The sequence below is a fragment of the Methylobacterium sp. D54C genome (assembly GCF_053345595.1).
This window is the reverse complement of record NZ_JBKFAK010000014.1, coordinates 105,131-130,878: the sequence shown is the minus strand read 5'-3', so window position 1 is coordinate 130,878 and position 25,748 is coordinate 105,131. Positions and strand designations below refer to the sequence as shown.

The window sequence follows — 25,748 nt, the reverse complement described above, 5'->3', positions numbered from 1 at the left end:
TTGATTTCCGCCGCGCAGGCCGCCTATGCTCCGGGCGAACCCGCGACGGAGGTGGTGCCATGTGCGGCATCGTCGGATTGTTCCTGAAGGACCCCGCCCTGGAGCCGCAGCTCGGCGCGCTGCTCGCCGACATGCTCGTCACCATGACGGATCGGGGGCCGGACTCGGCCGGCCTCGCGATCTACCGGCCGCCGGCGCCCGGCCTGTCGAAGATCACCGTGCAGTCGGCACGCCCGGAGGCGGATTTCCCCGCCCTGGAGCAGCGCCTCGCGGAGGCCTCCGGCGGCTCGGCGCGGGTGGCGGTGAAGAGCTCGCACGCGGTCATCACCGTGGCGTCCGACCGCCTCGCCGCGACGCGCGGCGCCCTGAAGGGCCTCGCGCCCGATCTGCGCGTGATGGGCGCGGGCGAGAGCGTGGAGATCTACAAGGAGGTCGGCCTGCCGCGGGAGGTGGTGGCGCGCTTCGGCATCGCCGGGATGTCCGGCACCCACGGCATCGGCCACACCCGGATGGCGACGGAATCGGCCGTGACCACGATGGGCGCGCACCCGTTCTCCACCGGCGCCGACCAGTGCCTCGTCCATAACGGCTCGCTGTCGAACCACAACAACCTGCGCCGGAGCCTCGCCCGCGACGGCATGGCCTTCGAGACGGAGAACGATTCCGAGGTCGCGGCGGCCTATCTCACCACCGCGATGGCGCGGGGCCGGGACCTCGGCGCGGCGCTCGCGGGGGCGCTCACGGATCTCGACGGGTTCTTCACCTTCGTGGTCGGCACCAAGTCCGGCTTCGGCGTGCTGCGCGACCCGATCGCCTGCAAGCCCGCGATCATGGCCGAGACCGAGCGCTACGTCGCCTTCGGCTCGGAATACCGGGCGCTCGTCGGGCTGCCGGGGATCGAATCCGCCCGCGTCTGGGAGCCCGAGCCGGCGACCGTCTACTTCTGGGATCAGCGGCAGGCCGCCTGAGCCGCTCCCCCCGCAGCCTTCACGGATCTCGCTCATGCCCGTCTTCGATCTGGCGGCGACGCCCCTGCGCGCCCTGAACCAGGCCCTCCACGGCGTCGCGCCGGGCGCCAACGACACCGAATTCGAGGTGCTGAACCCGCGGGGTCAGCACGCGGTGGCGGTCGGGATCGACGGGCCCGTCACCGTCACGGTGCGGGGCCCAGTCGGCTACTACTGCGCCGGCATGAACGACGGCGGCACCGTCACGGTGCAGGGCTCGGCGGGCCCCGGCGTCGCCGAGAACATGATGTCCGGCACCGTCGTGATCGAGGGCGACGCCTCGCAATATGCCGGCGCCACCGGGCGCGGCGGCCTCCTCGTCATCAAGGGCAACGCGGCCTCGCGCTGCGGCATCTCCATGAAGGGGATCGACATCGTCGTGCACGGCTCGATCGGGCACATGTCGGCCTTCATGGGCCAGTCCGGCTCGCTGGTGGTGCTGGGCGATGCCGGCGAGGCGCTGGGCGACTCGCTCTACGAGGCGAAGCTGTTCGTCCGCGGCAGCGTGAAGAGCCTCGGGGCCGACTGCGTCGAGAAGCCGATGCGCCCCGAGCACCGCGCGCACCTCGCGGCCCTGCTGGACCGCGCCGGGGTCGCGGACGTCCGGCCGGAAGAGTTCCGGCGCTACGGCTCGGCCCGCAAACTCTACAGCTTCAACATCGACAACGCCGACGCCTACTGAGAGCGCGCCGCCGGAGTGGATACCGGTTCGGCGCGAGCGAGCGCGTCGAATCAAGGACTTAAAGCCGCTCCCGATCGGGAGCGGCTCAAGCGGGAGACCGGGCATGACCTACCAGAACCCGCCGATGCCGCCGCGCAAGTCGGCGACCTTCGACGACCACACCCTGGCGGAGATCCGCCGGGCCGCGGCCACCGGCATCTACGACATCCGCGGCGGCGGCACGAAGCGCAAGCTCCCGCATCTCGACGACCTGCTGTTCCTCGGCGCCTCGATGTCCCGCTATCCCCTGGAGGGCTACCGGGAGACCTGCGGGACCGGCGTCACCCTCGGCACGCGATTTGCCAAGAAACCGATCGCGTTGAAGATCCCGATCACCATCGCCGGCATGAGCTTCGGATCCCTGTCCGCCAACGCCAAGGAGGCCCTCGGCCGCGGCGCTACGCTGGCCGGCACCTCCACCACCACGGGGGACGGCGGCATGACCGACGAGGAGCGCGGCCATTCCGACATCCTCGTCTACCAGTACCTGCCCTCCCGCTACGGCATGAACCCGCGCGACCTCCGGCGCGCCGACGCCATCGAGGTGGTGGTCGGCCAGGGCGCGAAGCCCGGCGGCGGCGGCATGCTGCTCGGCCAGAAGATCTCCGACCGGGTCGCCGCCATGCGCGACCTGCCCAAGGGCATCGACCAGCGCTCCGCCTGCCGGCATCCGGACTGGACCGGCCCGGACGATCTCGAGATCAAGATCGGCGAGTTGCGCGAGATCACCGACTGGGAGAAGCCGATCTACGTGAAGGTCGGCGGCGCCCGGCCCTATTACGACACCGCGCTCGCCGCGAAGGCCGGGGCCGACGTCGTCGTCCTCGACGGCATGCAGGGCGGCACGGCGGCGACCCAGGACGTGTTCATCGAGCATGTCGGCCAGCCGACGCTCGCCTGCATCCGCCCCGCCGTGCAGGCGCTGCAGGACCTCGGCCTGCACCGGAGCGTGCAGCTCGTGATCTCGGGCGGCATCCGCTCGGGCGCGGACGTCGCCAAGGCCATCGCGCTGGGGGCGGACGCGGTCTCGATCGGCACCGCGGCGCTCGTCGCCATCGGCGACAACGACCCGGCCTACGAGGAGGAGTACCGCGAGCTCGGCTCCACGGCGGGCGCCTACGACGACTGGCACGAGGGCCGCGACCCCGCGGGCATCACCACGCAGGACCCCGAGCTGGCGGCCCGCCTCGACCCGGTCCGCGCCGGCCGGAAGCTCGCCAACTACCTGAAGGTGATGACCCTGGAGGCGCAGACCATCGCCCGCGCCTGCGGCCACAACCACCTGCACAATCTGGAGCCCGAGGACCTCGTGGCGCTGACGCTCGAGGCCGCCGCCATGGCCCGCGTGCCGCTGGCCGGCACCGACTGGTACCCGGGCAAAGCGGGCTTCTAGGGCCCTTCAACCCTGCCGGTCGCGCCGGAACGGGGCGCGGCCGGCCCCCACCCGATCCGCGCTCAGGGGGCTGCCGTGACGACCGACCTTTCCGCCTACGCCGCCGAGCACGGCGTGAAGTACTTCATGATCTCCTACACGGACCTGTTCGGCTGCCAGCGCGCCAAGCTGGTGCCGGCGCAGGCGATCGGCGCCATGCAGCGCGACGGCGCGGGCTTCGCCGGCTTCGCCACCTGGCTCGACCTGACACCGGCCCATCCCGACCTGTTCGCGATGCCGGACACCGCCTCGGTGATCCGCCTGCCCTGGAAGCCGGACGTCGCCTGGGTGGCGGCCGACTGCACCATGGCGGACGCGCCCGTCGACCAGGCGCCCCGGGTGGTGCTGAAGCAGCTCGTGGCGCGGGCCGCCGACGAGGGCCTGCGGGTCAAGACCGGCGTCGAGGCCGAGTTCTTCCTGCTGAGCCCGGACGGATCGGCGATCTCGGATCACCACGATCGGGCGGAGAAATCCTGCTACGACCAGCAGGCGCTGATGCGCCGCTACGACGTGATCGCCGAGATCTGCGACCACATGCTGGCTCTGGGCTGGAAGCCCTACCAGAACGACCACGAGGACGCGAACGGCCAGTTCGAGATGAACTGGGAATACGACGACGCGCTGGCCACCGCCGACAAGCACGCCTTCTTCAAGTTCATGGTCCGCTCGGTCGCCGAGCGGCACGGCCTGCGGGCGACCTTCATGCCGAAGCCGTTCCCGGGGCTGACCGGCAACGGCTGCCACTGCCACGTCTCGGTGTGGAACAATGCCGGCACCGTGAACGCCTTCGCGGATCCCGAGATGCCGTTCGGCCTCTCGACCCGGGGCCGGCACTTCCTCGGCGGGATCATGCGGCACGCGCCCGCGCTCGCCGCGATCACCAACCCGACGGTCAATTCCTACAAGCGCATCAACGCGCCCCGCACGATCTCGGGCGCGACCTGGGCGCCGAACGCCGTGACCTGGACCGGCAACAACCGCACCCACATGGTGCGCGTGCCCGGGCCGGGCCGGTTCGAGCTGCGCCTGCCCGACGGGGCGGCCAATCCGTACCTGCTCCAGGCGGCGATCCTGGCCGCGGGCCTGGACGGCCTGGCGTCGGCGGCCGATCCCGGGCCGCACAGCGACGTCGACATGTACCGCGACGGCCACGCCGTCACCGGCGCGCCGCGCCTGCCGCTCAACCTGCTGGACGCGCTGCGGGCCTTCGAGGCCGACGAGGCCCTGCGGGACAATCTGGGCGGCGCGTTCTCCGTCGCCTACCTCAAGTTGAAGCAAAATGAGTGGGACAGCTACTGCGCCCATTTCACCGCCTGGGAGCGCGAGACCACGCTCGATGTCTGAGCCGGTGCTGCCGGTGACGCGCCGAACGGCGGACCGGCTCTTGCAAGGCCCAGTTCGATCCTGGCGACGGGGAGCGGGACGCGGACCGACATGCGTGTGATCCATCGTATCCTGGGCAGCCGGCACGAATCCGGGATGGCCGAGCGCCTGCACCATCTCGCGCATCACGGCGCGGTGGACGTGCTCGTCGTGTCGAGCACCGACGTCGCCCGGCGGCGGATCCGCGCGACCACCCAGTCCGGCGAGGAGATCGCCCTCGCCCTGCCGCGGGACGAGCCGCTCTTCGACGGGGCCGTGCTGGCGCTGGAGGCGGACCGCGCCCTCGTCGCCCGGGTCGGCTCCGAGCGCTGGCTCCGCCTCGTCCCGGACAGCCAGGCCGCCGCCCTCGAACTCGGCTACCACGCCGGCAACCTCCACTGGCGGGTTCGCTTCGCCGACGGCGCCCTCCTGGTGGCCCTGGACGGACCGGCCGACGCGTACCTCGTCCGCCTCGGCGCCCTCGTCACCGACCGGCAGGTGACCCACACCATCCTCGACGAGGCGGCGCCGTGCTGAGCCGGCTCCTGTCCCTCCAGCAGGCCGACGCCGCCTTCCCGAGCGGGAGCTTCGCCTTCTCCAACGGGATCGAGGGGCTCGTCGCGGGCGACCCGGCCTTCGACACGGGGAGCCTGACGCGGACGCTCACGGCCCTCGTGCGCTTCCGGTGGGCGGAGAGCGACCGCGTCGCCCTGATCCTCGCCCACCGCGCCGGCCCCGATCCGGCCCGGCTCGGCCGCATCGACGCCGCCGTGGAGGCGGCCACCCTCGTCGAGGCGATGCGCACCGGCAGCCGGCGCAACGGCGCCTCCCTGCTGACCACCCACGCGCGGCTCGCCACGCCCGGTGCCGGGGACATCCGCGCCGCGATCCGGTCCGGGCTCATGCTGGGGCACCTCGCCACCGTGCAGGGCGCCCTGTGGCGGGGGCTGGGCCTGTCGGAAGCGGAGGCGGCGGCCGTCGCCGGCTACCAGCTCGTCTCCGGCCTGGTCTCGGCCACGGTCCGGCTCGGTCAGGTGGGCGCCATCCAGGGCCAGCAGGCCCTCCAGACGGTGCTGCCGCTCGTCGCGGAGATCGCCGAGCGGCCCGTGACCGAGGACCCCGACGGCGCGATCGTCCTCACGGGCTTCACGCCGCTGATCGAGGTCGCCGCGATGCGGCACGCGCGCGCCGACCTGCGCCTGTTCGCCAACTAGGGAGCGGGTGATGCTGCTCACGCCCACCGAGCTGGAACGTCTCACGATCTTCACCGCGGCCGAGCTCGCCCGCAAGCGCCGGGCCCGCGGCCTCAGGCTCAACTACCCGGAGGCGGTGGCGCTCATCACCGACGAGATCCTGGAGGGCGCGCGCGACGGGCGCAGCGTCGCCGACCTCATCGGCTGGGGCTCCACGATCCTGTCGACCGAGGACGTGATGCCGGGCATCGCCGCCATGCTGCCGATCCTGCAGGTCGAGGGCGTCTTCCCGGACGGCACCAAGCTCGTCACGGTCCACGAGCCGGTCCGCGCCCGGGCGGGCGCCCCCGCCGACACCCTGGAGCCCGGCGCGATCCTGCCGGCCGACGGCGCGATCGAGCTCGCCGCGGGCCGCCCGCGGGTCACCCTCGACGTCGTCAACACCGGCGACCGCCCGGTCCAGATCGGCTCGCACTACCACTTCTTCGAGGTGAACCGGGCGCTCGACTTCGACCGGGCGGCGGCCCTGGGACACCGCCTCGACATCCCGGCCGGGACGGCGATCCGCTTCGAGCCGGGCCAGCGCAAGACCGTGACGCTGGTCGGCTTCGGCGGCGCCCGGGAGCTGACCGGGCTCAACGACCTGACGCAGGGGACCCTGCCCGACGACGCGGCGCGGGCGGCGGCCCTCGCCCGCGCCAAGGCCCGCGGCTTCAAGGGCGCCTAGGGAGAGTGCCATGGTGACGATCCCGCGCCGCGACTACGCCGCCCTCTACGGGCCGACCACCGGGGACGGGGTGCGGCTCGCCGACACCGCCCTGGTGGCGGTCGTCGAGCACGACCACGCCGTCTACGGGGACGAGTGCCTGCACGGCGGCGGCAAGACCCTGCGCGACGGGATCGGGATGGCGCCCGGGGTGACCGCCGCGCAGGGCGCGCTCGACTTCCTCCTCTGCAACGTCGTGGTGATCGACCCCGTCCTCGGCATCCAGAAGGGCGATCTCGGCATCAAGGACGGGCGGATCGTGGCGCTCGGCAAGGCCGGCAACCCGGCGATCATGGACGGCGTCGACCCGCGCCTGATCGTGTCGGCCGGGACGACGGTGCGCGACTGCGAGGGCCTGATCGCGACGCCCGGGGCCATCGACGTGCACGTGCACTTCGATTCCGCCGGCCTGCCGGACCACGCGATCGCCTCCGGCGTCACGACCCTGCTCGGCGGCTCGCTCGGGCCGATCACCGTCGGCATCGATTCCGGCGGCCCGTTCAACACCGGCCGCATGCTCCAGGCCGCCGAGGCCTGGCCGGTGAATTTCGGCTTCCTCGGGCGCGGCAACACCCACCGGCCGGCCGCCCTGAAGGAGCAGCTGGAGACCGGCGTCCTCGGCCTCAAGATCCACGAGGACTGGGGCGCGATGCCGGCGGCGATCGACGCCTGCCTGGGCTTCGCCGACGCGTACGACTTCCAGGTCCAGCTCCACACCGACACGCTGAACGAGTCGGGCTTCGTGGAGGACACGCTGGCGGCGATCGGCGGCCGCACCATCCACATGTACCACACCGAGGGGGCCGGGGGCGGCCACGCGCCGGACATCATCCGGGTCGCCGGGCTGCCGCACTGCCTGCCGTCGTCGACGAACCCGACCAACCCCTACACGGTCAACACCTTCGACGAGCACCTCGACATGACGATGGTGTGCCACCACCTCAACCCGGCCCTGCCGGAGGACGTGGCCTTCGCGGAGAGCCGCATCCGCGCCCAGACCATCGCCGCCGAGGACGTGCTCCACGACATCGGGGCGATCGCGATGCTCGGCTCCGACAGCCAGGGCATGGGCCGGATCCACGAGGTCGTCTGCCGGACCTGGCAGCTCGCCTCGAAGATGAAGGACCAGCGCGGCCCGCTCCCCGAGGAGAGGCCGGGCTTCGGCGACAATGCCCGGATCAAGCGCTACATCGCCAAGTACACGATCAACGCGGCGCGCACCTTCGGCATCCAGGAGCATGTCGGCTCGCTGGAGCCCGGCAAGATGGCCGACATCGTCGTCTGGCGGCCGGCCTTCTTCGGGATCAAGCCGGAGCTCGTGATCAAGGGCGGCTTCATCGCCTGGGGCGCGATGGGCGATTCCGCCGCCTCGCTGATGACCTGCGAGCCGGTGCTGATGCGCCCGCAATGGGGCGCCTTCGGGCGCGCCAAGCAGGCGCTCTCGGCCTGCTTCGTCCATCCCCTGGCGATCGAGGCCGATCTCGGCGGCCGGCTCGGCCTGCGCAAGACGCTCCTGCCCGCCCGCGGGACCCGCACGCTGACGAAGGCCGACATGCTCTGGAACGACGCCTGCCCGGAGATCCGCGTCGATCCGCAGACCTTCGACGTCTTCGTCGACGGCGTGCTCGCCACCTGCGAGCCGGCCCGGACCCTGCCGCTCGCCCAGCGCTACATGCTGCGCTGAGCGGCGCCGAACCCCGCCACCCCTCTCACGGCCCCGCTCCCCATGACCGACGTGACTCCCGCGAACGCCGCCCGGATCGGGATCGGCGGCCCGGTCGGATCCGGCAAGACCGCGCTGATCGAGCGGCTGATCCCCGTGCTGCGGGCGCGGGGCGTCGATCTCGCGGTGATCACGAACGATCTCGTCACCGAGGAGGATGCCGAGCGGCTGCGCCGCTCCGGGCTGATCGATCCGCGCCGCGTCGAGGCGGTGGAGGCCGGGGCCTGCCCGCACACGGTGATCCGGGAGGACCCGACCCTCAACATCGCCGCGGGCGACGCGCTGGAGGCGCGCTTCCCAGGCCTGCAGCTGCTCGTCTTCGAATCCGGCGGCGACAACCTCGCCTCGACCTTCTCCCTCGACCTCGTGGACTGGTGGATCTTCGTGATCGACGTGGCCGGCGGCGACGACATCCCGCGCAAGCGCGGCCCGGGCGTGCTGCGCTGCGACCTCCTCGTGATCAATAAGATCGACCTCGCGCCGCATGTCGGCGTCGACCTCGACGGGATGCTCGCGGAGGCCGCGCGGGTCCGGAGCGGCAGGCCGGTCCTCGCCACGAACGCGCGCGCGGGCCTCGGCATCGACGCGGTGGCGGATGCCATCGGCCGGGCTGTCCTGTTCGCGCCCTAGCCGTGCCCGACGACGTCCAGACCGGCCGCCGCGCGACGGCCCGCCTCGGCTTCGTGCGCGGCGGCGGGACCTCCGTGCTCGCCGACCAGCACGTGCCGTACCCGTTCCACATCACGAGGCCGTTCCGCCTGTATCCGCAGCGGCCGGAGCTGATCACCCTGTACCTGCAATCGGCCTCCGGCGGCCTCTACCGCGGCGACCGTCTCGGCCTCGACATCGCGATGGGTCCGGGCTCGGCGGCGCACGTCACCACCCAGGCCGCCACGGTCGTCCATCGCAGCGCCGACCAGCCGGCCCGCCAGGACACGCGGATCCGCGTCGGCGCCGATGCCTTCCTCCACTGCGTGCCCGATCCCCTGATCCTGTTCCCCGGCGCCGCCCTCTCGGCCTCGACCCGGGTCACGCTCGAGCCCGGGGCCCGTGCCGTCGTCTCCGAGAGCATTGCGTGTCACGACCCGGAGGGCCGCGGCAGGCCGTTCGAGCACGTCGAGCTCGCCCTCGGCATCGAGACGGCGGCGGGGGCCGTCCTGGTCCGCGAGCGGGCGCGCATCGCCGGCGCCGAGTTCCGCGATCCGGCCTCGCCGCTCGGCCCGTGGCGGGCCTACGGCGCCCTCGTCATCCTCGGTCCGGCCCCGTGCCTGCCGGATCCCGGGGACGTCCAGGCCGCGGCCGACCGCACCGGCTGCCGGGCCGGGCTCAGCCCGCTGCCGAACGCGGCCGGGCTCGGCCTCCGGCTCCTCGCGCCCGACGGCGGCACCCTGGCGGCGGGGCTGGAGGCGGCCGCCGGTCGCGCCTTCGCGGCGCTGACCGGGCTCGCCCCGGCGCGCCGCCGCAAATAGGAGCCGGCGCCCGGGAGCGCCGCCGCCGATATGGGCAGGCTGCCGATGTTTTCATCTTGCGAAATTTTTTTTCTTTTGAAGAAATGTGCCGAAGGAGACGATCCGTGCGCGACGGCTGATCCGGTGCGGACGGGGCGGCCCACCTTCTCGAACGATCTGAAGGATTTGCCCGCCATGGCGACAGACGATCCCGCGCACTTCACCCTCCGCCGGCGCCTGCTGCTCGGGCTGGCGGCGGCCCCGCTCGCGGCATCGCTGCCGCGCGTCGCGGCGGCCGCCGAGGCCGGCGCTCTGGCGGTGACCGACAGCGAGGTGACGGTCGGCATCCTGCACTCGATCACCGGCACGATGGCGATCTCGGAGACCGGGCCGAGCCAGGGCGAGAAGCTGGCGATCCAGCAGATCAACGACGCCGGCGGCGTGCTCGGCCGCAAGATCAAGATCATCCAGGAGGATGGCGCCTCCGACTGGCCGACCTTCGCCGAGAAGGCCAAGAAGCTCCTCGTCAACGACCATTGCGCCGCCGTGTTCGGCTGCTTCACCTCGGCCTCGCGCAAGGCGGTGCTGCCGGTCTTCGAGCAGTACAACGGCCTCCTGTACTACCCGACCTTCTACGAGGGCCTGGAGCAGTCCAAGAACGTCTTCTACACCGGCCAGGAGGCCACCCAGCAGATTCTCGCCGGCCTCGACTGGGTCCATAAGGAGAAGGGCGGCGACAGCTTCTACTTCATCGGCTCCGACTACATCTGGCCGCGCACCTCCAACAAGATCGCCCGCCGGCACATCGAGACCGTGCTCAAGGGCAAGGTCGTCGGCGAGGAGTACTTCCCCCTCGGCCACACGCAGTTCAACTCGGTCATCAACAAGATCAAGCTCACCAAGCCGAAAGTGATCTTCGCCACGATCGTGGGCGGCTCGAACGTGGCGTTCTACAAGCAGCTCAAGGCGGCGGGCATCGACCTGTCGAAGCAGGTGCTGATGACGCTGTCGGTGACCGAGGACGAGGTCGACGGCATCGGCGGCGAGAACATCGCCGGGGCCTACTCGTGCATGAAGTACTTCGAGTCGATCCAGAACGAGAACAACAAGGCGTTCGTGGCCGCGTTCAAGAAGATGTGGGGCGAGAAGACGGTCATCGGCGACGTGACGCAGGCGGCCTATCTCGGCCCGTTCCTGTGGAAGATGGCCTGCGAGAAGGCCGGCACCTTCGACGTCGACAAGGTCGTGGCGGCCTCGCCCGGCCTGGAATTCAAGGGCGCGCCGGAAGGCTACGTGAAGATCGACGAGAACCATCACCTCTGGTCGAAGACGCGGGTCGGCCGGGCCAAGCCCGATGGCCAGTTCGAGATTGTCTACACCAGCCCCGAGCTGATCAAGCCCGATCCGTTCCCGAAAGGGTACCAGTAGGCCAGGCTGACGGCTGGGAGGATGCGCGTTGATCCGCTCGGAGAACAGCGTCAGGCCAGCGGCCACGGCTCGGTGCTCGGTTCCGATCCCGCTGAGGGCGGCCGGGATCTGCGGGAAGTCGGTTCGATGGCAGGAGAGGTCACGCCTTGGGCCTCGAGAGCCTTGGCGCATTCGGGTCGCAGACGTCGACCTGTCCGAGCGCCGGATGGCTGCTGCCGACGGTCGCTGACGCCCTCCCTTGAGGCCTCCCCCGCTTTGGGGATACTGGATACATAATCTCGTTCGGGAGAGGGGTCAGATGGCACGACTGAACGTCAACGGCGTCGTGCGTGAGGTCGATGCCGAGGCCGACACCCCGCTCCTCTGGGTCATCCGCGAGCAGATCGGTTTGACCGGTACCAAGTACGGCTGCGGCATCGCCCAATGCGGTGCCTGCACCGTGCATATCGACGGGGCGGCCGTCCGCTCCTGCTCCGTGCCGCTCTCGGCGATCGAGGCGGGGCAGAAGATCGTCACGATCGAGGGGCTAGCCCCGGATGCCCGCCATCCGGTCCAGCAAGCCTGGGCCGAGCTCGACGTGCCGCAATGCGGCTTCTGCCAGCCCGGGATGATCATGGCCTCGGCGGCGCTGCTGGCGCAGAACGCGCGTCCGAGCGAGGAGCAGATCCGCCAGGAGATCACCAACATCTGCCGCTGCGGCACCTACAACCGTGTGCTCGCCGGCATCAAGATCGCCGCCGAGCGCGGCCAGTCCGGCTGACGGGGGACGAGCAGATGAGCCTCGAATCCAAGGCCTCTCCGAAGGCTGCCCGCCCCAGCCGCCGCACGCTGCTCGCCGGCGCCGGTCTCTTCACCCTCGGCTTCCACATCCCGTTTCCCGCACGGGCTGCAACCCTCGACGCGGCGCCCACCGCGCCGGAGGTCAATGCCTGGGTCGTGGTGAAGCCGGACGAGACCGTGGTCATTCGCATCGCCCGTTCGGAGATGGGCCAGGGCACGCTCACCGGCCTCGCGCAACTCGTCGCCGAGGAGCTCGACTGCGACTGGGCCAGGGTCACCACCGAGTATCCGAGCCCGGGCCAGAACCTCGCCCGCAAGCGCGTCTGGGGTGATTACTCGACCGGCGGCAGCCGCGGCGTGCGCGATTCTCACGAGTACGTGCGAAGAGGCGGCGCCGCCGCCCGCACGATGCTCGTTGCCGCCGCCGCGAAGGGCTGGGGCGTACCCGCCGCCGAGTGCCGCGTCGAGCGGGGCGTGATCACCCACGGCACCTCCGGCCGCAGCATCACTTACGGCGCCGTCGCCGCGGAGGCGGCCAGGATCGAGCCGCCGAAGGACGTGGTGCTCAAGGATCCGAAGGACTGGACCATCGCCGGCAAGCCGCTGAAGCGGCTCGACACCCTGCCCAAGCTCGACGGCAGCCAGGTCTACGGGATCGATCTCAAGCTGCCCGGCCTGCTCAACGCCGCGATCCGCGACTGTCCGGTGACCGGCGGCAGCGTGAGGAGCTTCGATGCCGCGGCTGTGTCGGGCATGCCCGGTGTCCGAAGAGTGCTCCAGGTCGGCGACAGCGCGGTCGCGGTGGTGGCCGACACGTTCTGGCGCGCCAAGACCGCCCTCGACGCCCTCCCGGTCGTCTGGGACGAGGGACCGAACGCGACGGTTTCCAGCGAGACCATCGCGGCGACCCTGCGCGAGGGACTCGACGCCGAGCAGGCCTTCGTCGGCAATAAGGCCGGCGATGTGGCCGGCGCCCTCAAGGGCGCCGCCAAGGTGGTGGAGGCCGTCTACGGCGTACCGTTCCAGAATCACGCCACGATGGAGCCGATGAATGCCACCGCGCTCTGGACGCCGGAGCGCTGCGAGGTCTGGACGCCGACGCAGAACGGCGAGGCGGCTCTGGCCGCGACCGCCGACGCCGCCGGGCTGCCGGCCACGTCGTGCGAGGTCTACAAGATCCATCTCGGCGGCGGCTTCGGCCGGCGCGGCGCCACGCACGATTGGGTGCGTCAGGCGGTGCTCATCGCTAGGGAGATGCCGGGCACGCCGGTCAAGCTGATCTGGACCCGCGAGGAGGACATGACGCATGGCCGGTACCACCCGGTCACGCAGTGCCGGATGCGCGCCGCCCTCGACGGGGACGGCAACCTGACCGGCCTGCACATGCGCATCTCCGGCCAGTCGATCCTGGCCTCGGTCGCCCCCCAGCGCATGGTCGAGGGCCGCGACCCGGTCACCTTCCAGGGTCTCAACCCCGGAGGTCCGGAGGCCGCGATCGGCTACACGATCCCCAACATCCTGGTCGATCACGCGATGCGCAACCCGCACATCCTGCCGGGCTTCTGGCGGGGCGTGAACCTGAACCCGAACGCCATCTATCTCGAATGCTTCATGGACGAGCTGGCCCACGCCGCCGGTCAGGACCCGCTCGCCTTCCGGCTGAAGCTGATGGACAACCACCCGAAGCACCGGGCCGTGCTGCAGGCGGTGGCCGAGCGGATCGGATGGGCCAGCAAGCCGCCCGCGGGGGTCTACCGCGGCATCTGCCAGACGATGGGGTTCGGGAGCTACGTCGCGGGCGCGGCCGAGGTCTCGGTCTCCGACCGGGGCGAGCTGAAGATCCACCGTATCGTGGCGGCGACCGACCCCGGCCACGCGGTCAATCCGCAGCAGATCGACGCGCAGGTGGCGGGCTCCTTCGTCTACGGTCTCTCGGCCGCGCTGTACGGCGCCTGCACGGTGAAGGACGGGCGCATCGAGCAGACGAACTTCGACAGCTATCCCGTGATGCGGATGGACGCGATGCCGGCGGTCGAGGCCATCCTGATGCCGTCCGGCGGTTTCTGGGGCGGCGTCGGCGAGCCGACGATCGCGGTCGCCGCGCCGGCCGTGCTCAACGCGATCTTCGCTGCGACCGGCAAGCGCGTCCGCCAGCTTCCGCTGAAGGACACGGATCTCCGCCGGGCATGAGGGCGATGACGCCGGCGCTCGCGCTGCTCGCCGCCCTCGCCGGGGGAACGGGCGCGTGCGCCGCCGAGATGCGGCCGCCGCCCGGCGCCTCGTCCTGCACCGGATGCCACGCCGAGGGCTCCGCGATGGGCGTGCTCGCGGGGCGGCCGGAAGCCGAGATCGTCGGCGCCCTCGAGGCCTTCCGGACCGGCGCGCGCCCGGCGACGCTCATGAACCGCATCGCCAAGGGGTTCGGCGCGCAGGAGAGCCAGGCCATCGCCGCCTGGTTCGCGGCGCAGGGATCGCGGTGATGCGCGCTCCTTCTCCGACCCGCCGCGCCCTGATCGGCGGAGCCGCGGCCGCCGCGCTGGCGCGCCCGGCCCTCGGTGGCACAGCGCCGCGCGTCGTGGTCGTGGGCGCCGGGTTCGGGGGTGCCACGGCGGCGCGCTGCCTCGCCGCGGGCGGCGTCGACGTGACCCTGGTCGAGGCGGCCGAGCGCTATGTCGCCTGCACGGGCAGCAACGCGGTCGTCGTTGGCCTGCGCGGGATCGAGGCCCAGACCTTCGGCTACGAGGCCCTCGGCCGGGCTCGGCTCCGCTTCGTGCGCGGAACGGCGGATGCGGTCGACCCTGTGGCGCGCCGGGTGACGCTCGGCGACGGCACAGTCCTGCCCTACGACCGCCTGGTCCTCTCGCCGGGCATCGCGCTGCGCTTCGACGCCGTGCCGGGCTACGACGCGAAGGCCGCCGAGGCGATGCCCCATGCCTGGAAGGCCGGGGCGCAGACGGTGCTCCTCGCCCGCCAGCTCGAGGCCATGCCGGAGGGCGGCACGGTGGTCCTCTCGGCACCCGCCAACCCGTATCGCTGCCCGCCCGGCCCCTACGAGCGCGCGAGCCTGATCGCGCATTTCCTGAAGACCCGGAAGCCGAAGGCGAAGCTCGTCCTGCTCGACGCCAAGGACACGTTCTCGAAGCAGAAACTGTTCGAGGCGGCCTGGGCGAAGCTGTACCCGGACGTGCTCGAATACGTGCCGCTCGCCTCGGGCGGTGCGGTCACGGAAGTCGACGCCGCCGCGATGGTCGTTCGCACGGACTTCGCCGAGTACAAGGCCGATGTGGCGTGCATCATCCCGCCCCAGCGCGCCGGCCCCATCGCGGCGCAGGCCGGCTGCGCCGACCGCAGCGGCTGGTGCCCGATCGATCCGGTGACCTTCGAATCGCGCCTCGTGCCGGGCATCCATGTCATCGGCGACGCGGCGATCGCAGGGGCGATGCCGAAATCCGCCTTCTCGGCGAACGCGCAGGCCAAAGTCTGCGCGCAGGCGGTGATCGACCTGATGGCCGGACGGGAGCCCGAGAGCCCGAGGCTCATCAACACCTGCTGGAGCCTCGTCGCACCGGGCAACGGCATCTCGATCGCGGGCGTCTTCCGCCCGACCGACGGCCTCCTGGCGGACGTTCCGGGAGCCGGCGGCATCAGCCCCCTCGACGCGCCCGACGCGGTGCGCGCGCAGGAGGCGGCCTACGGCGAGAGCTGGTACCGGACGATCACCCGGGACGTGTTCGGATGAGGGAAGGCCGCGTGGCCGCCATGCTCGTGCTGGCAGTCGCCGCCCCGCCGGCGCAGGCCGGGGAGGGCCTGGTCCCCACCGCGATCGTCGGCGACGCCATCCCCGAGAGCCTGACCGGCGCGCCGGGTGATGCCGCGCGCGGCCGGGCCATCGTCGTGGACCGGACCCGCGGGCTCTGCCTTCTCTGCCATACCGGGCCCTTCCCGGAGGAGCGGTTCCAGGGCAACCTCGCCCCGGATCTCGCGGGCGTCGGCGGGCGGCTGGGCTCGGGTCAGCTGCGCCTGCGGCTGGTGGACGGACGGGTCTTGAACCCGGAGACGATCATGCCACCGTACTATAGCCTGACAGGGCTCACCCGCGTGGGGCGGCCGTGGCAGGGGCGGCCGATCCTGAGCGCGGCCGAGATCGAGGATGTCGTCGCCTTCCTGGCGACGCTGCGCGAGGCGGGTCCCGAGGAAGGTCGATGAGCAGGCACAGGAGACGGAGCGTGCGTTCGATGGACCGGCGCGGCGTGCTCGCCGGGGCGGTCGGCACCGCGCTCGCCGTCGCGCTGCGCCCCGCCGCCGCGGCGACGCTCCCGCGCACGGAAACGACGGAATCCGCCATCCGACGCTTCGCGGGTGACAACCCGATCCGACCGGGCCGGGTGACCCTCGACCTGCCGCCGCTCGTGGAGAACGGCAACACGGTGCCGCTCACCGTCGCCGTCGAGAGCGCGATGACGCCCGAGGATCACGTGCGCCGGATCGGGGTGTTCAACGAGAGGAACCCGCAGCCGAACGTCGTGACGGTCCACCTGCGGCCGGGCGCCGGCCGCGCGCAGGTCTCGACACGCATCCGGCTCGCCGACACGCAGCGCATCACCGCCATCGCCGAGATGAGCGACGGGACCTACTGGTCGGCGAGCGCCGATGCCATCGTGACCCTCGCCGCCTGCCTGGAGGGCTGACCCCGATGGCCCGCACGCTGATCAACCTGCCGAAGACCGCCGAGCCCGGCGACACGATCACGATCAGGACCCTGATCTCGCACCCGATGGAGACGGGCTTCCGCCCCGGTGCCGACGGCCGGATCCTGCCGCGCAACATCGTGACGGACTTCGTCTGCCGCTTCGAGGACGAGGAGATCTTCCGGGCCGAGCTGTTTCCCGCTTCGGCGGCCAACCCCTACCTGACCTTCACCTGGGTCGCGACGCGCAGCGGCCGCTTCAGCTTCACGTGGCGCGGCGATGGCGGCTTCGATCAGACCGAATCCGCGGCGATCACCGTGGCCTGAGTCTCCGCCGTGCCGCGCCGCTCGGGCTCCCCGCTGCAGACGGCGCTCGTGGCGCTGCTCCTCTCCAGCCCTCTCGCGCGGTCGGAGCCGGTCCCGCCGGCCGAGCGACGCTCGGGCTTCGACCAGATGAGCCCCGAGATCCAGGCGATGCAGCGGGACGACGGGGCCAATCCCGGCATGCTCGCGGTCGCGGACGGGGAGGACCTCTGGGCGAAGGCGCCCATTTCCGGGGGACTCGCCTGCGCCGGCTGCCACGGCGAGGCCTCGTCCACGATGCGGGGCGTCGCGGCACGCTATCCCGCTTGGGACGCGCGGACGGGCAGGCCCATCGACCTCCAGTCTCGCGTCAACGCGTGCCGCCGCGAGCATCAGGGCTCCGAGGCCCTCGCCTACGAGAGCCCCGACCTGCTGGCGCTCACGGCCTTCGTCGCCGCGCAGTCCCGCGGGCTGCCGATCGCTCCGCCGGACGATCCCCGGCTCGAGCCCGCGCGGGCGGCGGGTCGCGCGCTGTTCGAGACGCGCCAGGGCCAGCTCGGCCTGTCCTGCGCCATCTGCCACGACGACCATCGGGGTCACCGCCTCGGCGCAGCGATGATCCCGCAGGGACACCCGACCGGCTACCCGCTCTACCGCCTCGAATGGCAAGGTCTCGGCTCGCTGCAGCGGCGCCTGCGCAACTGCCTCACCGGCATGCGCGCCGAGCCCTTCGGGTACGGCGCGCCGGACTATGTTGCGCTCGAACTCTACCTCGCGACGCGCGCCGCGCCGCTGCCGCTGGAGACGCCGGCCGTGCGCCCCTGATCGAGCGCGGACTGGCCACCGCTCGACGCCGCGCGCACCTTGTCAACCGCCGCGGTGACCCGCCGGACGGCCGAAGCGCGAACGCCTCAGCCACAGGTCGATCCACGACTGTGGCTCCAGCGGTCGAGCCGGCGCCGCGCTTCCACGGATTCGGCCCCGCGCCTACATACCCGGTATGCCGATCCTCCTGGCGCTCGGCGCCGCCCTGCTGTTCGGTCTCGTGTTCGGCCCCCAGTGGTGGGTGCGCCGGGTGATGCGGCAACACGCCACCGAGAGGCCGGACCTGCCCGGGACCGGCGGCGAGCTTGCCCGCCATCTGCTCGACCTGGCACGGCTCGAGCACGTTCCCGTCGAGATCGCGCAGGCCGACCACTACGATCCGGTCGCGAACGTCGTGCGCCTGTCGCCGGAGAACCATGAGGGCCGCTCCATCACGGCGGTCGCGGTGGCGGCACATGAGCTCTCCCACGCGCTCCAGCACGCGGCGGGGGACCGGCTGCTCGCGGCGCGGGTGACCTTCGCGCCGGTCGTGCAGGGCTTCGAGCTTGCCGCAGGCTTGGTGATGATGACCGCGCCCATCATGCTCGCCGTCATCAAATCCCCCGCCCTGCTCACCCTGCAGGTCGGGTTCGGCATCGCGCTCCTCAGCGTTCGCCTCGTGTTTCACCTCTTGACGCTGCCCGTCGAGCTCGATGCGAGCTACCGCCGGGCTCTGCCCATCCTGGAAACGGGCCGCTTCCTCGACGCTGACGACATGCGTGGCGCCCGCACCGTACTGCGCGCCGCAGCCCTCACCTACGTGGCCTCGTCCCTCGTGTCGCTCGTCAACATCGCCCGCTTCCGGCGACTCCTCCGGTTCTGAGACCTACCAAACGCGCGTCCGCTCCTGCTCTGCTCGGCCGCCTGCGGACTGCCTTCGATCAGCCAGCCTCTGTCACCACCGAGCGACCGCTCGAACGTCTCGGATGGGTGGCTTTGGGAAGGTCTGGTCGCGGCCGAAGATGCCGTGAAGCCGAACAAGCGTCGGAACCGCGCGTGGAACAGAGCTGCCGTGTCACGGCGCGCCCCGCGGAACGGAGACACTCGGCCCCGATCCGCGGCGTTCTCGAGCGCCTCACCTCACGCTGCGGCCGCGGCGAGCGTGCTCCGAAGCAGTTCATCGAGTTCGCCAGCGACGCGGTCGACCTGCGGATTCGCGAACTGGCCGAAGGTGCTGACCGGGCGGTCGTACTCGAAGGCGACGCCACCCTCGGCATCCTCACGCAGAAGCACCCGGATCGGCGCGTACAAGGCGGCAGAAACGGCGTGCCGGGTCATCGACGCGGCCGTCAGCGGGTTGCCGATGTCGTACTGGACGGCCTTGCGGCTCAACCCGGCGGTGCGCAGCACATCGCCATGGTCTCGGGAGCCGAAGATCGAGAGCGGCGCCTGCCGTTCGAGGAGGTCGCGCGCCTCGTCCACTCGTCCGGCCTTCAGGAGCGTGGCGTAATCGAGGTCGATGACGGGCACCGAAGCCTCCAAGGCGGATCGGACCGCCTCGAAAGACTTGGCCGAGGAAAGGATGACGTGCTCGACCGCGATTTCGGTCGACGCGAAGTGGTCGGACATGATCTGATCTCCTGACTTCATGCAGCGGGCGGCTCGCCGGGCGGGCCTCGACTGCTCGTCCTCGGCCTGTCCGAGTGCTCGCTCAGTTCATGGCCTCAAGCGACCCGAGCTTGATCGTGTTCGTGTTGGCCTCGACCGTAACAGGCGCGTCGGGCAGCCACCGGACGACGCCCGCGGTCGCGAAGCCCCCCTGCTTGAGGACCTGCGCGGCATGCGTCGCGACGTCTCGGCTCCGATAGGCGACGGTGATGGTTGCGGGCGCCTTGAAGGGCTCGACGGAGGCGATGGCCGGCCGAGCCTCCTGCCAGCGCGTGAGGGCCGGTACGAGGAGACCACCCTGCGCACGGACGTCGGCGGCGCTCAGCGCGAGACCCGGCGTATGGTGGGCCGCGCCGATGACGGCGGGGACGGAGAAGGCGCCGTGCGCGGCGGTGTCGAGGGTCACCTCCGACGCGGCGGCCGGCAGGAGGGACGCCACGGTCATCGTCAGGGCGGCGGTGAGGGTGATGGTAGGGTGGGTCATCTCTCGATCCTCTCGGTGTGACGGGGTGGCCCGTCTTTCGATGAGGAGGAGATGCTGCCGGGAGGCGCATTCATCAAACAGATGCGGTTGATACCCAGTATCTACGCCGTAAATGATGGGCCGGCTTCGACGGCCGCGATGGCGCGGCCGATGCAACTCGGAAGTCTGATGGTCCCGCTCGGTCGGATGCCGCATTGTCCGGTCGCCGAGACCCTGGTCGCGAGCCACCGGCGGACCTGACCATGACGATCAAGCACCGTGACCTCGCGGGCATCGACCTGAACTTGGTCGTGGCGCTGGACGCACTCCTCACCGAGAGCAGCGTCACGCGCGCTGCCGCGAAGGTCGGCATCACGCAATCCGCCATGAGCAGCAGCCTTGCCCGCCTGCGCAGGCTCCTCGGCGACGAGCTCCTGACGCGCACGCCGGACGGCATGCGCCCGACACCGCGGTCGCTCGCCCTCGTCGAGCCGGTCCGCGCCGCCCTGCGCCAATTCCAGGGCGTCGTCCTCCGGGAGGACGACTTTGTCCCCTCGCAGGTCGAGCGGTCCTTCACGCTCGCCATCCCCGGCAGCGTCGAGGTACGTCTCATCCCGCGCCTGCTCGCGTTCCTCGCACGCGAGGCGCCCGGCATCCGCCTGCACTTGGTCGGCCTCGATTACGGGAGCGTGCAGGGGGACCTCGACGCCGACAGGATCGACATGGCCGTCGGCATGATCTCCGAGGGCCAAGTCCACCATAAGGTGCGGCCCCTCTATCGCTTCGGCTTCCTGAGCCTGTTCAATCCCCGGCTGCTCGGCGTGAGCGGTCCGCTCTCGCTCGACGACTTCGTCCGCTTCCCGCACATCCTGACGTACCTGACCGGCGTCGGTCCGGGGGTGGTGGACGAGGCGCTCGCGAAGGTGGGCCGGACGCGGAGGCTGGCGGCGACGACGCCGCGCTTCGCCACCGTGCCATTTCACGTGCAGGCCGCGCCCTTGATCGCCACGATGGCCGACGAGCTGGCTACGACCTTCGCGACACAGCTCGGCCTGGCGACGACCCCCGTGCCGGTGCCGACCGAGGAGATCGTCATCTCCATGCTGTGGCACGCCTCCTATGACCGCGATCCCGCCCATCGCTGGCTGCGGGAGGTCATGGTTCGCCTGGGACGGGAGGCCGGTAGCGCCCGCGAAGATGCGGTATAACTCGTAGCCTCACGCCCCTCGGTCCCTGAGACACTTTTCCGTTTGGATGCCCCTGGAGGCAGCAAAGGCATCAACGACCCGGACAGGGTTGTCCTCGGCGATCCGATCTTCGAGATAAGGCGGGAACAGCGTCGTCTGATCGCGCTCGGCGCCGACAACGAACCGTTCCATGCCGCCCCCCGGGCGTGCCGGACAGAGCTACCACCATCGAGGTTTCGACACAGCCAGGGTCGCTACCGGAACGGCGGCATGGAGTGGTCTAGAGACGATCTGCTTCTACCACAGATTGGGCCACCCTGCTGGTTCGGCGTCGGGAGCCGATCAACGCGTTGCTTCTCCCGCGCGGTAGAAGGCTCGGGGATTCTCCAGATATGGTCCGGTCTGTGCTTGCCCCTGATGGCCACCCGATCGTGCCGGTTTCTGTCGTCGCTGGACGCGGACAGACGACGGGATCGCCCCAATGGAAGGGCGGCGCCCCTTCTTGTTCCACCCCGGTTCCCCCATGCCCGAATGCCTCGTCTTCCGCGTGCCCGCGCAGCATCCCGCCGACGTCTCCGAGGTGATGGGCCTCGTCGCCTCCGGGGCGGTGGACGCGACCGAGATCGTCGCGATCTTCGGCAAGACCGAGGGCAACGGCTGCGTGAATGACTTCACCCGGCAGCTCGCGGTGATGGCCCTGGAGACGGCGCTCGCCACCGCCCTCGGCTGTACGGCGGCGGAGGTCGGAGCGCGGATCGCCCTCGTCATGTCCGGCGGCACCGAAGGCGGGCTGTCGCCGCACTTCCTCGTCCTCGCCCGGCGTGAAGGCCCCGCGGTGCCGGAGGGCAAGGCGCTCGCCATCGCCACGGCCTTCACCCAGGAGTTCCGCGCGGAGGAGATCGGCCGGATAGCGCAGGTCGAGGCGACTGCGGCGGCGGTCGGCCGGGCCATGGCAGAGGCGGGGCTCACCGATCCCGCGGACGTGCATTTCGTGCAGGTGAAGTGCCCGCTCCTGACGAGCGCTCGGATCGCCGAGGCGGCCGCCCGGGGCCACGGCGTCGCCACACACGACACCTACGCCTCGATGGGCTTATCCCGCGGCGCCTCGGCGCTCGGCATCGCGCTCGCCCTAGGAGAGGTCGACCGCGAACATCTCGCGGATTCCGCCATCGGCACCCGACGCGATCTCTTCTCCGGCCGCGCCAGTTGCTCGGCGGGGATCGAGCTGATGCGCAACGAGATCATCGTGCTCGGCAACGCCCAGGGCTGGACCGGCCCGCTCGCCATCGCCCACCGGGTCATGGACGACGGCATCGACCTGTCCGCGATTCGGCGGGTGCTCACCGACCTCGGCTTCCTGGAGGCGGGGCAGTTGCCGCCTCCTGAGGCGGAGCGCGTGATCGCCCTGCTCGCCAAAGCGGAGCCCTCCCATGACGGCCTGATCCGGGGACGGCGCCACATCATGAACGACGACAGCGATATCAACGCCACCCGGCACGCCCGCGCCCTGGTCGGCGGCGTGGCCGCCGCGGCGATCGGCCGGACAGACCTCTTCGTCTCCGGCGGCGCTGAGCATCAGGGGCCGGATGGCGGCGGCCCGGTAGCGGTCATAGCCCGCGTGAGGGACTGAAGCCGGGGGCGGGGAAGCAGAAGTGCGTCCGCATTGCCGAGAGTCAGGGACAAGGCCGTTCGACCTGTCCCTTGCACCGGCCCTCTGCAACCGCCCGTTGGTGAAAATCAGGCTGCGAGAGTGGGCGCAAGGCCGCAACAGCGAAATCGGCCTGCGCATCAAAGGGCGATGAGGAACAAGCCAAGCCGCGGGTACACGGCAGGAGCCATTTCGCCCCGAATTCTTCCCAAGAGAAGCTAGGCAGGCCGCCAGATGCAGCCAAGCGCTTGATTTTATTGGCGCGCCAGCCGGAACAAAAGCGCGAACACCTATGTCGTTGAAATTCTGCTATAAATATGGACCAGTGTGCAATCCCTGCTTGTCGTTCTTCTCGGCCGCTTAGCTTCCTTTCGTGGCTTCTCCGAAGCGGACGCTGCAGCCGCCCAGCTTGTAGGTCTCCGTTGCGCCATAAGCAGCCTTTCGAACAAAGCCCTCGGAATGGCCGTTTAGCCTCCGAAAGCTGCCATTGGCACGGAGTGGTAAGTCCCGGCGGCCACAACATCCTGACGTTGTGGGGCATTAAATCACCCTCGGGTGGAGGCCGACGGTCGCTGGGGATCTGGATCGCCGGCAGCTGCCCCACGATCACGCTGGCAACGCCCCGCGCTCGTGCTAAATAGAACAAAGGCGGAACCTCCATCCTGGGATGCGGGGGCCGGGGGGAAGGGTCGGGGATGCCGCTGCTGACGGATGCCGAGAGGGCTGCCCTCCGCGTCGAGAACTTCATCTTCCACGTCGTGCACCACGGCGAGGCGGAGCCCGTGCTCTTCGACAGCACGCCCATCGGCGAGTTCGAACCCTTCTTCATCGGACGCGTGATCGAGACGCTGCGCGGCAACCGCTTCGTGTTCGAGGCGGCCTCGGCCACCCTGGTGGAGCTCCGGGGTGCCGAGGCCGGGCCAGGGGCCTTCGTGGAAGCCTCGAAGGCGCTGGCCCGGCAGTTCCACAAGGACGACGGGCGCTTCCGGCGCGGCATCCTGATGGTGACGACGCTGGCGACGGGCCCCCGCAAACTCTACTCGCTCATCAAGTACGACCACGAGCGGGTCATCGCGTTCGACGTCGTCGATGCCGGCGCGGCCCTGCGCGCGGTCGTGACCGGACTGACCGAATCGGCGAAGGCGCTCCAGAAATCCGCGCTCATCGAGTTGGACGCCGACGGCGGCAGCCTCGTCGTGCTGGACCGCAGCAAGCCGACCGGCATCACGGACTTCTTCCGCGACTTTCTCGGGGTGCGGCGGCTGCACGGGGAGGCCGAACTCACCCAGGCCGTGACCCGTACCCTCGTCAGGACGGTGCGCGCCCACGCCGAGGAGTTGCCGGCCGAGATCACTGCGCAGGTCAAGCAGCGGTTGGTGCGCATCGCGGAGGGAAGGCCGGACTTCGACGCCGACCGGTTCTTCGGGGACTACTTCGGAGTCCACGGAACCGACGCCGTCCGCGCGACCTTCGACCGGCACCTCGCCGGCCAGGGCTTCGACGGCGAGGGCTTCACCTTCGAGGCGACGGCGCTGCCGACCGACGGGCCGCGCAAATATCGCACGAAGGAGGGCGTCAACATCGTGGTCCCGGAGGCAGCCCGTGACACGCTAAGCATCGAGACCCAACCGGACGGCTCGACGCTCGTGACGATCCGGACCGGCCACGTGACCGAACGATGAGCGCCGCCGGGGACATCCTCGCCGGCCTGCTCCGCGACCTGTCGGCCCGGGAGGGAGCGGCAATCTCGGAGACGGTGGGGATCTGCCGCGTCGACGAGACGACCTGCGCCGATGCCGAAGCGCTCGCCCGCCTAGGCGAGGTCGGTCGGCTCGTCGCCGCAGAGGGCCTGGGTACCCTGAAAGTCTACGGGACCTTCTCGGGGGAGATTGATCCCGCGACCCATCCCTACGAAGACCTGGAGACGGAACCGCTCCGCGTCGTGCTCACGAAGGCGAGCGAGCCGGGCTGGTGCTACTTCCTGACGGAAGCCGGCTTCGCGGCGTCCCTTCGGGATGACTTCGTCGCCGAGCCTCTCGCCATCTGGGTCGCGACAACCTTCGCACCCTTCGCGTCGATGACGCTGACGGTGGCCCCCTGGGGCGGCGCACGGACGCCGCCCGAGGCCGGAACGCCGCCGGAGCGGCCGCGCAAGTTGGTGCGTGACCTCACCCACGGGCGTACCCCGCCGCTGATCGGGCCCTGGCTGCTGACGACGCCGCCCGCGACGGGCTCGGCGGTCTTCGACGCGTGGTCGGCGGTCGCGGTCGAGAAGCTCGCCTTCTCCCTGACGTACGAGGTCCGATCCGTCGACGGGGAGGAGCGCGTCGTGCTGAAGGGGCCCCGCGCCACCCCGGTGGCGGTCGTCCCCTCGTCGAGCGACTGGCCCACCCAGATCCGGGAGCCCCTGACCGAGGCCGCGACCTGGGTCTACGCCGCCCCGCGCGAGGCTGAGGCGCGGTTCCTGTTCCTGAACAACCACCTCTCCCTCGACTGGCGCGACGGCCTGCACTGGCCCGACGGCCTCCTCCACCTGCTACCGGGCAGCCTCGCGAGCGCGAGGGAGGCCTACGCCTTCCACCTGCAGGACCAGAGCAAGGACGCGCTGAAAACGCTCGGCGATCTCAGGAAGAGCCTGCAGGACGAGGTGGCGCGCGCGCAGGCCGCGACCCGCGACCTGCTCTCCGCGCTGTGGCGGGACCTTGCCGTCGCCGGCGTCGTGCTCGCGCTCAAATCACCGACGGCCCCACAGATCGCGAGCGCCGAGGTCCTGCGGTGGGTGACGCTCGCGACAGCCTTCCTTCTCGCGATCAGCCTCGGCGTCACGGTCTTCGCGAACGCCCGATTCAACAGGCTCGCGGACGAGGCCCGGGCGGAGTGGCGCATGAAGCTCTACGCGTTCATCTCGAACACCGAGTGGGCGAGGCTGGTCGAGCGACCGATCCGTCGCGGTCGCGCCGTCTATCGCCTGGCCCTGCCGGTGGTCGCGACCCTTTACGTCGCGGCAGCCGTCTACCTCGTGGCGGTGGCGGAACCGGGATGGGTGTCCGCGGCCCGGGACGCGTGGGCGACGGCCGGTCCGGCGAGACCCTAGCCGTTCGTGACCGCGGCGGCTCCCGGGACCCGAC

26 protein-coding genes are annotated in these 25,748 nt (G+C 71.0%); 24 read left to right on the top strand and 2 right to left on the bottom strand.

What is annotated here, in order from left to right; translation table 11 throughout:
- The first annotated feature begins 59 nt into the window (after window positions 1-59).
- The 20 genes from ACLBYB_RS22715 to ACLBYB_RS22620 all read left to right on the top strand — a co-directional run bounded on the left by ACLBYB_RS22715 (window position 60) and on the right by ACLBYB_RS22620 (window position 18,537).
- The gene (locus ACLBYB_RS22715; protein ID WP_447700133.1) at window positions 60-968 is read left to right on the top strand and encodes a class II glutamine amidotransferase; all 909 of its coding nucleotides are present in this window, start codon (window positions 60-62) and stop codon (window positions 966-968) included.
- 34 nt (window positions 969-1,002) lie between these two features.
- Window positions 1,003-1,689: a GltB/FmdC/FwdC-like GXGXG domain-containing protein gene (locus tag ACLBYB_RS22710; protein ID WP_100252594.1), complete on the top strand. Its 687-nt coding sequence runs from the start codon at window positions 1,003-1,005 to the stop codon at window positions 1,687-1,689.
- Window positions 1,690-1,792: 103 nt separating this feature from the next.
- On the top strand, window positions 1,793-3,121 hold the full coding sequence (locus ACLBYB_RS22705; protein ID WP_447700132.1) for an FMN-binding glutamate synthase family protein: 1,329 nt from the start codon (window positions 1,793-1,795) through the stop codon (window positions 3,119-3,121).
- A gap of 75 nt (window positions 3,122-3,196) precedes the next feature.
- A complete protein-coding gene (glnT, locus tag ACLBYB_RS22700; protein ID WP_447700131.1) occupies window positions 3,197-4,504 on the top strand; it encodes a type III glutamate--ammonia ligase in 1,308 nt (435 codons plus the stop codon).
- 90 nt (window positions 4,505-4,594) lie between these two features.
- Entirely contained in the window at window positions 4,595-5,059 is a 465-nt protein-coding gene (gene ureE / locus ACLBYB_RS22695; RefSeq protein WP_026605247.1) for an urease accessory protein UreE, read from the top strand.
- Window positions 5,053-5,736 (top strand): urease accessory protein UreF, encoded by a 684-nt coding sequence (locus tag ACLBYB_RS22690; RefSeq protein ID WP_056530826.1) that lies wholly within the window; start codon window positions 5,053-5,055, stop codon window positions 5,734-5,736. Before ureE ends, ACLBYB_RS22690 begins: the two co-directional genes overlap by 7 nt.
- 10 nt (window positions 5,737-5,746) lie before the next feature.
- Window positions 5,747-6,442, top strand: a complete 696-nt coding sequence (locus ACLBYB_RS22685) for an urease subunit beta (RefSeq protein WP_056530829.1) — start codon at window positions 5,747-5,749, stop codon at window positions 6,440-6,442.
- A gap of 10 nt (window positions 6,443-6,452) precedes the next feature.
- Window positions 6,453-8,165, top strand: coding sequence for an urease subunit alpha (gene ureC / locus ACLBYB_RS22680; RefSeq protein WP_447700130.1), 1,713 nt, complete (start codon window positions 6,453-6,455; stop codon window positions 8,163-8,165).
- A gap of 42 nt (window positions 8,166-8,207) precedes the next feature.
- Window positions 8,208-8,834, top strand: coding sequence for an urease accessory protein UreG (gene ureG / locus ACLBYB_RS22675; RefSeq protein WP_447700129.1), 627 nt, complete (start codon window positions 8,208-8,210; stop codon window positions 8,832-8,834).
- Between the two features lie 2 nt (window positions 8,835-8,836).
- Complete coding sequence (locus ACLBYB_RS22670; protein WP_042675556.1) at window positions 8,837-9,673, top strand: urease accessory protein UreD; 837 nt, start codon at window positions 8,837-8,839, stop codon at window positions 9,671-9,673.
- Between the two features lie 174 nt (window positions 9,674-9,847).
- On the top strand, window positions 9,848-11,080 hold the full coding sequence (gene urtA / locus ACLBYB_RS22665; RefSeq protein ID WP_091681517.1) for an urea ABC transporter substrate-binding protein: 1,233 nt from the start codon (window positions 9,848-9,850) through the stop codon (window positions 11,078-11,080).
- A gap of 298 nt (window positions 11,081-11,378) precedes the next feature.
- Complete coding sequence (locus tag ACLBYB_RS22660) at window positions 11,379-11,840, top strand: (2Fe-2S)-binding protein (protein ID WP_020095607.1); 462 nt, start codon at window positions 11,379-11,381, stop codon at window positions 11,838-11,840.
- A gap of 14 nt (window positions 11,841-11,854) precedes the next feature.
- The gene (locus ACLBYB_RS22655; protein WP_447700128.1) at window positions 11,855-14,050 is read left to right on the top strand and encodes a molybdopterin cofactor-binding domain-containing protein; all 2,196 of its coding nucleotides are present in this window, start codon (window positions 11,855-11,857) and stop codon (window positions 14,048-14,050) included.
- Between the two features lie 5 nt (window positions 14,051-14,055).
- Window positions 14,056-14,340: a cytochrome C gene (locus tag ACLBYB_RS22650; RefSeq protein WP_170863003.1), complete on the top strand. Its 285-nt coding sequence runs from the start codon at window positions 14,056-14,058 to the stop codon at window positions 14,338-14,340.
- Window positions 14,340-15,599, top strand: a complete 1,260-nt coding sequence (locus ACLBYB_RS22645) for an NAD(P)/FAD-dependent oxidoreductase (protein WP_020095604.1) — start codon at window positions 14,340-14,342, stop codon at window positions 15,597-15,599. The genes ACLBYB_RS22650 and ACLBYB_RS22645 overlap by 1 nt, the downstream gene beginning before the upstream one ends.
- Window positions 15,600-15,619: 20 nt before the next feature.
- The gene (gene soxX, locus ACLBYB_RS22640) at window positions 15,620-16,066 is read left to right on the top strand and encodes a sulfur oxidation c-type cytochrome SoxX (protein WP_234083010.1); all 447 of its coding nucleotides are present in this window, start codon (window positions 15,620-15,622) and stop codon (window positions 16,064-16,066) included.
- A 29-nt stretch (window positions 16,067-16,095) separates the two neighbouring features.
- Window positions 16,096-16,548, top strand: a complete 453-nt coding sequence (locus tag ACLBYB_RS22635; RefSeq protein WP_056531344.1) for a SoxY-related AACIE arm protein — start codon at window positions 16,096-16,098, stop codon at window positions 16,546-16,548.
- Window positions 16,549-16,553: 5 nt separating this feature from the next.
- Entirely contained in the window at window positions 16,554-16,874 is a 321-nt protein-coding gene (locus tag ACLBYB_RS22630; protein ID WP_020095601.1) for a thiosulfate oxidation carrier complex protein SoxZ, read from the top strand.
- A gap of 9 nt (window positions 16,875-16,883) precedes the next feature.
- Window positions 16,884-17,675: a sulfur oxidation c-type cytochrome SoxA gene (gene soxA / locus ACLBYB_RS22625; protein ID WP_091681520.1), complete on the top strand. Its 792-nt coding sequence runs from the start codon at window positions 16,884-16,886 to the stop codon at window positions 17,673-17,675.
- 175 nt (window positions 17,676-17,850) lie between these two features.
- Window positions 17,851-18,537 carry a zinc metallopeptidase gene (locus tag ACLBYB_RS22620; RefSeq protein WP_447700127.1) on the top strand — a complete coding sequence of 229 codons (687 nt, stop codon included), beginning with the start codon at window positions 17,851-17,853 and terminating at the stop codon, window positions 18,535-18,537.
- A gap of 257 nt (window positions 18,538-18,794) precedes the next feature.
- Here ACLBYB_RS22620 and ACLBYB_RS22615 read toward each other — a convergent pair whose 3' ends face one another.
- Window positions 18,795-19,283 carry a DUF302 domain-containing protein gene (locus ACLBYB_RS22615; RefSeq protein ID WP_447700126.1) on the bottom strand — a complete coding sequence of 163 codons (489 nt, stop codon included), beginning with the start codon at window positions 19,281-19,283 and terminating at the stop codon, window positions 18,795-18,797.
- A gap of 82 nt (window positions 19,284-19,365) precedes the next feature.
- Window positions 19,366-19,806 (bottom strand): hypothetical protein, encoded by a 441-nt coding sequence (locus ACLBYB_RS22610; protein ID WP_447700125.1) that lies wholly within the window; start codon window positions 19,804-19,806, stop codon window positions 19,366-19,368.
- Window positions 19,807-20,048: 242 nt separating this feature from the next.
- On the opposite strand from ACLBYB_RS22610, the gene ACLBYB_RS22605 reads away from it, so the two are divergent.
- From ACLBYB_RS22605 to ACLBYB_RS22590, 4 genes are all read left to right on the top strand, one after another.
- On the top strand, window positions 20,049-20,993 hold the full coding sequence (locus ACLBYB_RS22605) for a LysR family transcriptional regulator (RefSeq protein ID WP_447700124.1): 945 nt from the start codon (window positions 20,049-20,051) through the stop codon (window positions 20,991-20,993).
- A gap of 502 nt (window positions 20,994-21,495) precedes the next feature.
- A complete protein-coding gene (gene atzD / locus ACLBYB_RS22600) occupies window positions 21,496-22,602 on the top strand; it encodes a cyanuric acid amidohydrolase (RefSeq protein WP_447700123.1) in 1,107 nt (368 codons plus the stop codon).
- Window positions 22,603-23,315: 713 nt separating this feature from the next.
- The gene (locus tag ACLBYB_RS22595; RefSeq protein ID WP_447700122.1) at window positions 23,316-24,302 is read left to right on the top strand and encodes a hypothetical protein; all 987 of its coding nucleotides are present in this window, start codon (window positions 23,316-23,318) and stop codon (window positions 24,300-24,302) included.
- Window positions 24,299-25,714, top strand: coding sequence for a hypothetical protein (locus ACLBYB_RS22590; RefSeq protein WP_447700121.1), 1,416 nt, complete (start codon window positions 24,299-24,301; stop codon window positions 25,712-25,714). The genes ACLBYB_RS22595 and ACLBYB_RS22590 overlap by 4 nt, the downstream gene beginning before the upstream one ends.
- Window positions 25,715-25,748: the final 34 nt, after the last annotated feature.

Excerpts from the sequence above, each read along its gene's own strand:
- ACLBYB_RS22715 (WP_447700133.1), top strand. The coding sequence starts at position 60 with ATGTGCGGCATCGTCGGATTGTTCCTGAAGGACCCCGCCCTGGAGCCG.
- ACLBYB_RS22710 (WP_100252594.1), top strand. The coding sequence starts at position 1,003 with ATGCCCGTCTTCGATCTGGCGGCGACGCCCCTGCGCGCCCTGAACCAG.
- ACLBYB_RS22705 (WP_447700132.1), top strand. The coding sequence starts at position 1,793 with ATGACCTACCAGAACCCGCCGATGCCGCCGCGCAAGTCGGCGACCTTC.
- ureE (WP_026605247.1), top strand. The coding sequence starts at position 4,595 with ATGCGTGTGATCCATCGTATCCTGGGCAGCCGGCACGAATCCGGGATG.
- ACLBYB_RS22685 (WP_056530829.1), top strand. The coding sequence starts at position 5,747 with ATGCTGCTCACGCCCACCGAGCTGGAACGTCTCACGATCTTCACCGCG.
- ureC (WP_447700130.1), top strand. The coding sequence starts at position 6,453 with ATGGTGACGATCCCGCGCCGCGACTACGCCGCCCTCTACGGGCCGACC.
- ureG (WP_447700129.1), top strand. The coding sequence starts at position 8,208 with ATGACCGACGTGACTCCCGCGAACGCCGCCCGGATCGGGATCGGCGGC.
- urtA (WP_091681517.1), top strand. The coding sequence starts at position 9,848 with ATGGCGACAGACGATCCCGCGCACTTCACCCTCCGCCGGCGCCTGCTG.
- ACLBYB_RS22660 (WP_020095607.1), top strand. The coding sequence starts at position 11,379 with ATGGCACGACTGAACGTCAACGGCGTCGTGCGTGAGGTCGATGCCGAG.
- ACLBYB_RS22655 (WP_447700128.1), top strand. The coding sequence starts at position 11,855 with ATGAGCCTCGAATCCAAGGCCTCTCCGAAGGCTGCCCGCCCCAGCCGC.
- ACLBYB_RS22650 (WP_170863003.1), top strand. The coding sequence starts at position 14,056 with ATGACGCCGGCGCTCGCGCTGCTCGCCGCCCTCGCCGGGGGAACGGGC.
- ACLBYB_RS22645 (WP_020095604.1), top strand. The coding sequence starts at position 14,340 with ATGCGCGCTCCTTCTCCGACCCGCCGCGCCCTGATCGGCGGAGCCGCG.
- soxX (WP_234083010.1), top strand. The coding sequence starts at position 15,620 with ATGCTCGTGCTGGCAGTCGCCGCCCCGCCGGCGCAGGCCGGGGAGGGC.
- ACLBYB_RS22635 (WP_056531344.1), top strand. The coding sequence starts at position 16,096 with ATGGACCGGCGCGGCGTGCTCGCCGGGGCGGTCGGCACCGCGCTCGCC.
- ACLBYB_RS22630 (WP_020095601.1), top strand. The coding sequence starts at position 16,554 with ATGGCCCGCACGCTGATCAACCTGCCGAAGACCGCCGAGCCCGGCGAC.
- ACLBYB_RS22620 (WP_447700127.1), top strand. The coding sequence starts at position 17,851 with ATGCCGATCCTCCTGGCGCTCGGCGCCGCCCTGCTGTTCGGTCTCGTG.
- ACLBYB_RS22615 (WP_447700126.1), bottom strand. The coding sequence starts at position 19,283 with ATGTCCGACCACTTCGCGTCGACCGAAATCGCGGTCGAGCACGTCATC.
- ACLBYB_RS22610 (WP_447700125.1), bottom strand. The coding sequence starts at position 19,806 with ATGACCCACCCTACCATCACCCTCACCGCCGCCCTGACGATGACCGTG.
- ACLBYB_RS22605 (WP_447700124.1), top strand. The coding sequence starts at position 20,049 with ATGACGATCAAGCACCGTGACCTCGCGGGCATCGACCTGAACTTGGTC.
- atzD (WP_447700123.1), top strand. The coding sequence starts at position 21,496 with ATGCCCGAATGCCTCGTCTTCCGCGTGCCCGCGCAGCATCCCGCCGAC.
- ACLBYB_RS22595 (WP_447700122.1), top strand. The coding sequence starts at position 23,316 with ATGCCGCTGCTGACGGATGCCGAGAGGGCTGCCCTCCGCGTCGAGAAC.
- ACLBYB_RS22590 (WP_447700121.1), top strand. The coding sequence starts at position 24,299 with ATGAGCGCCGCCGGGGACATCCTCGCCGGCCTGCTCCGCGACCTGTCG.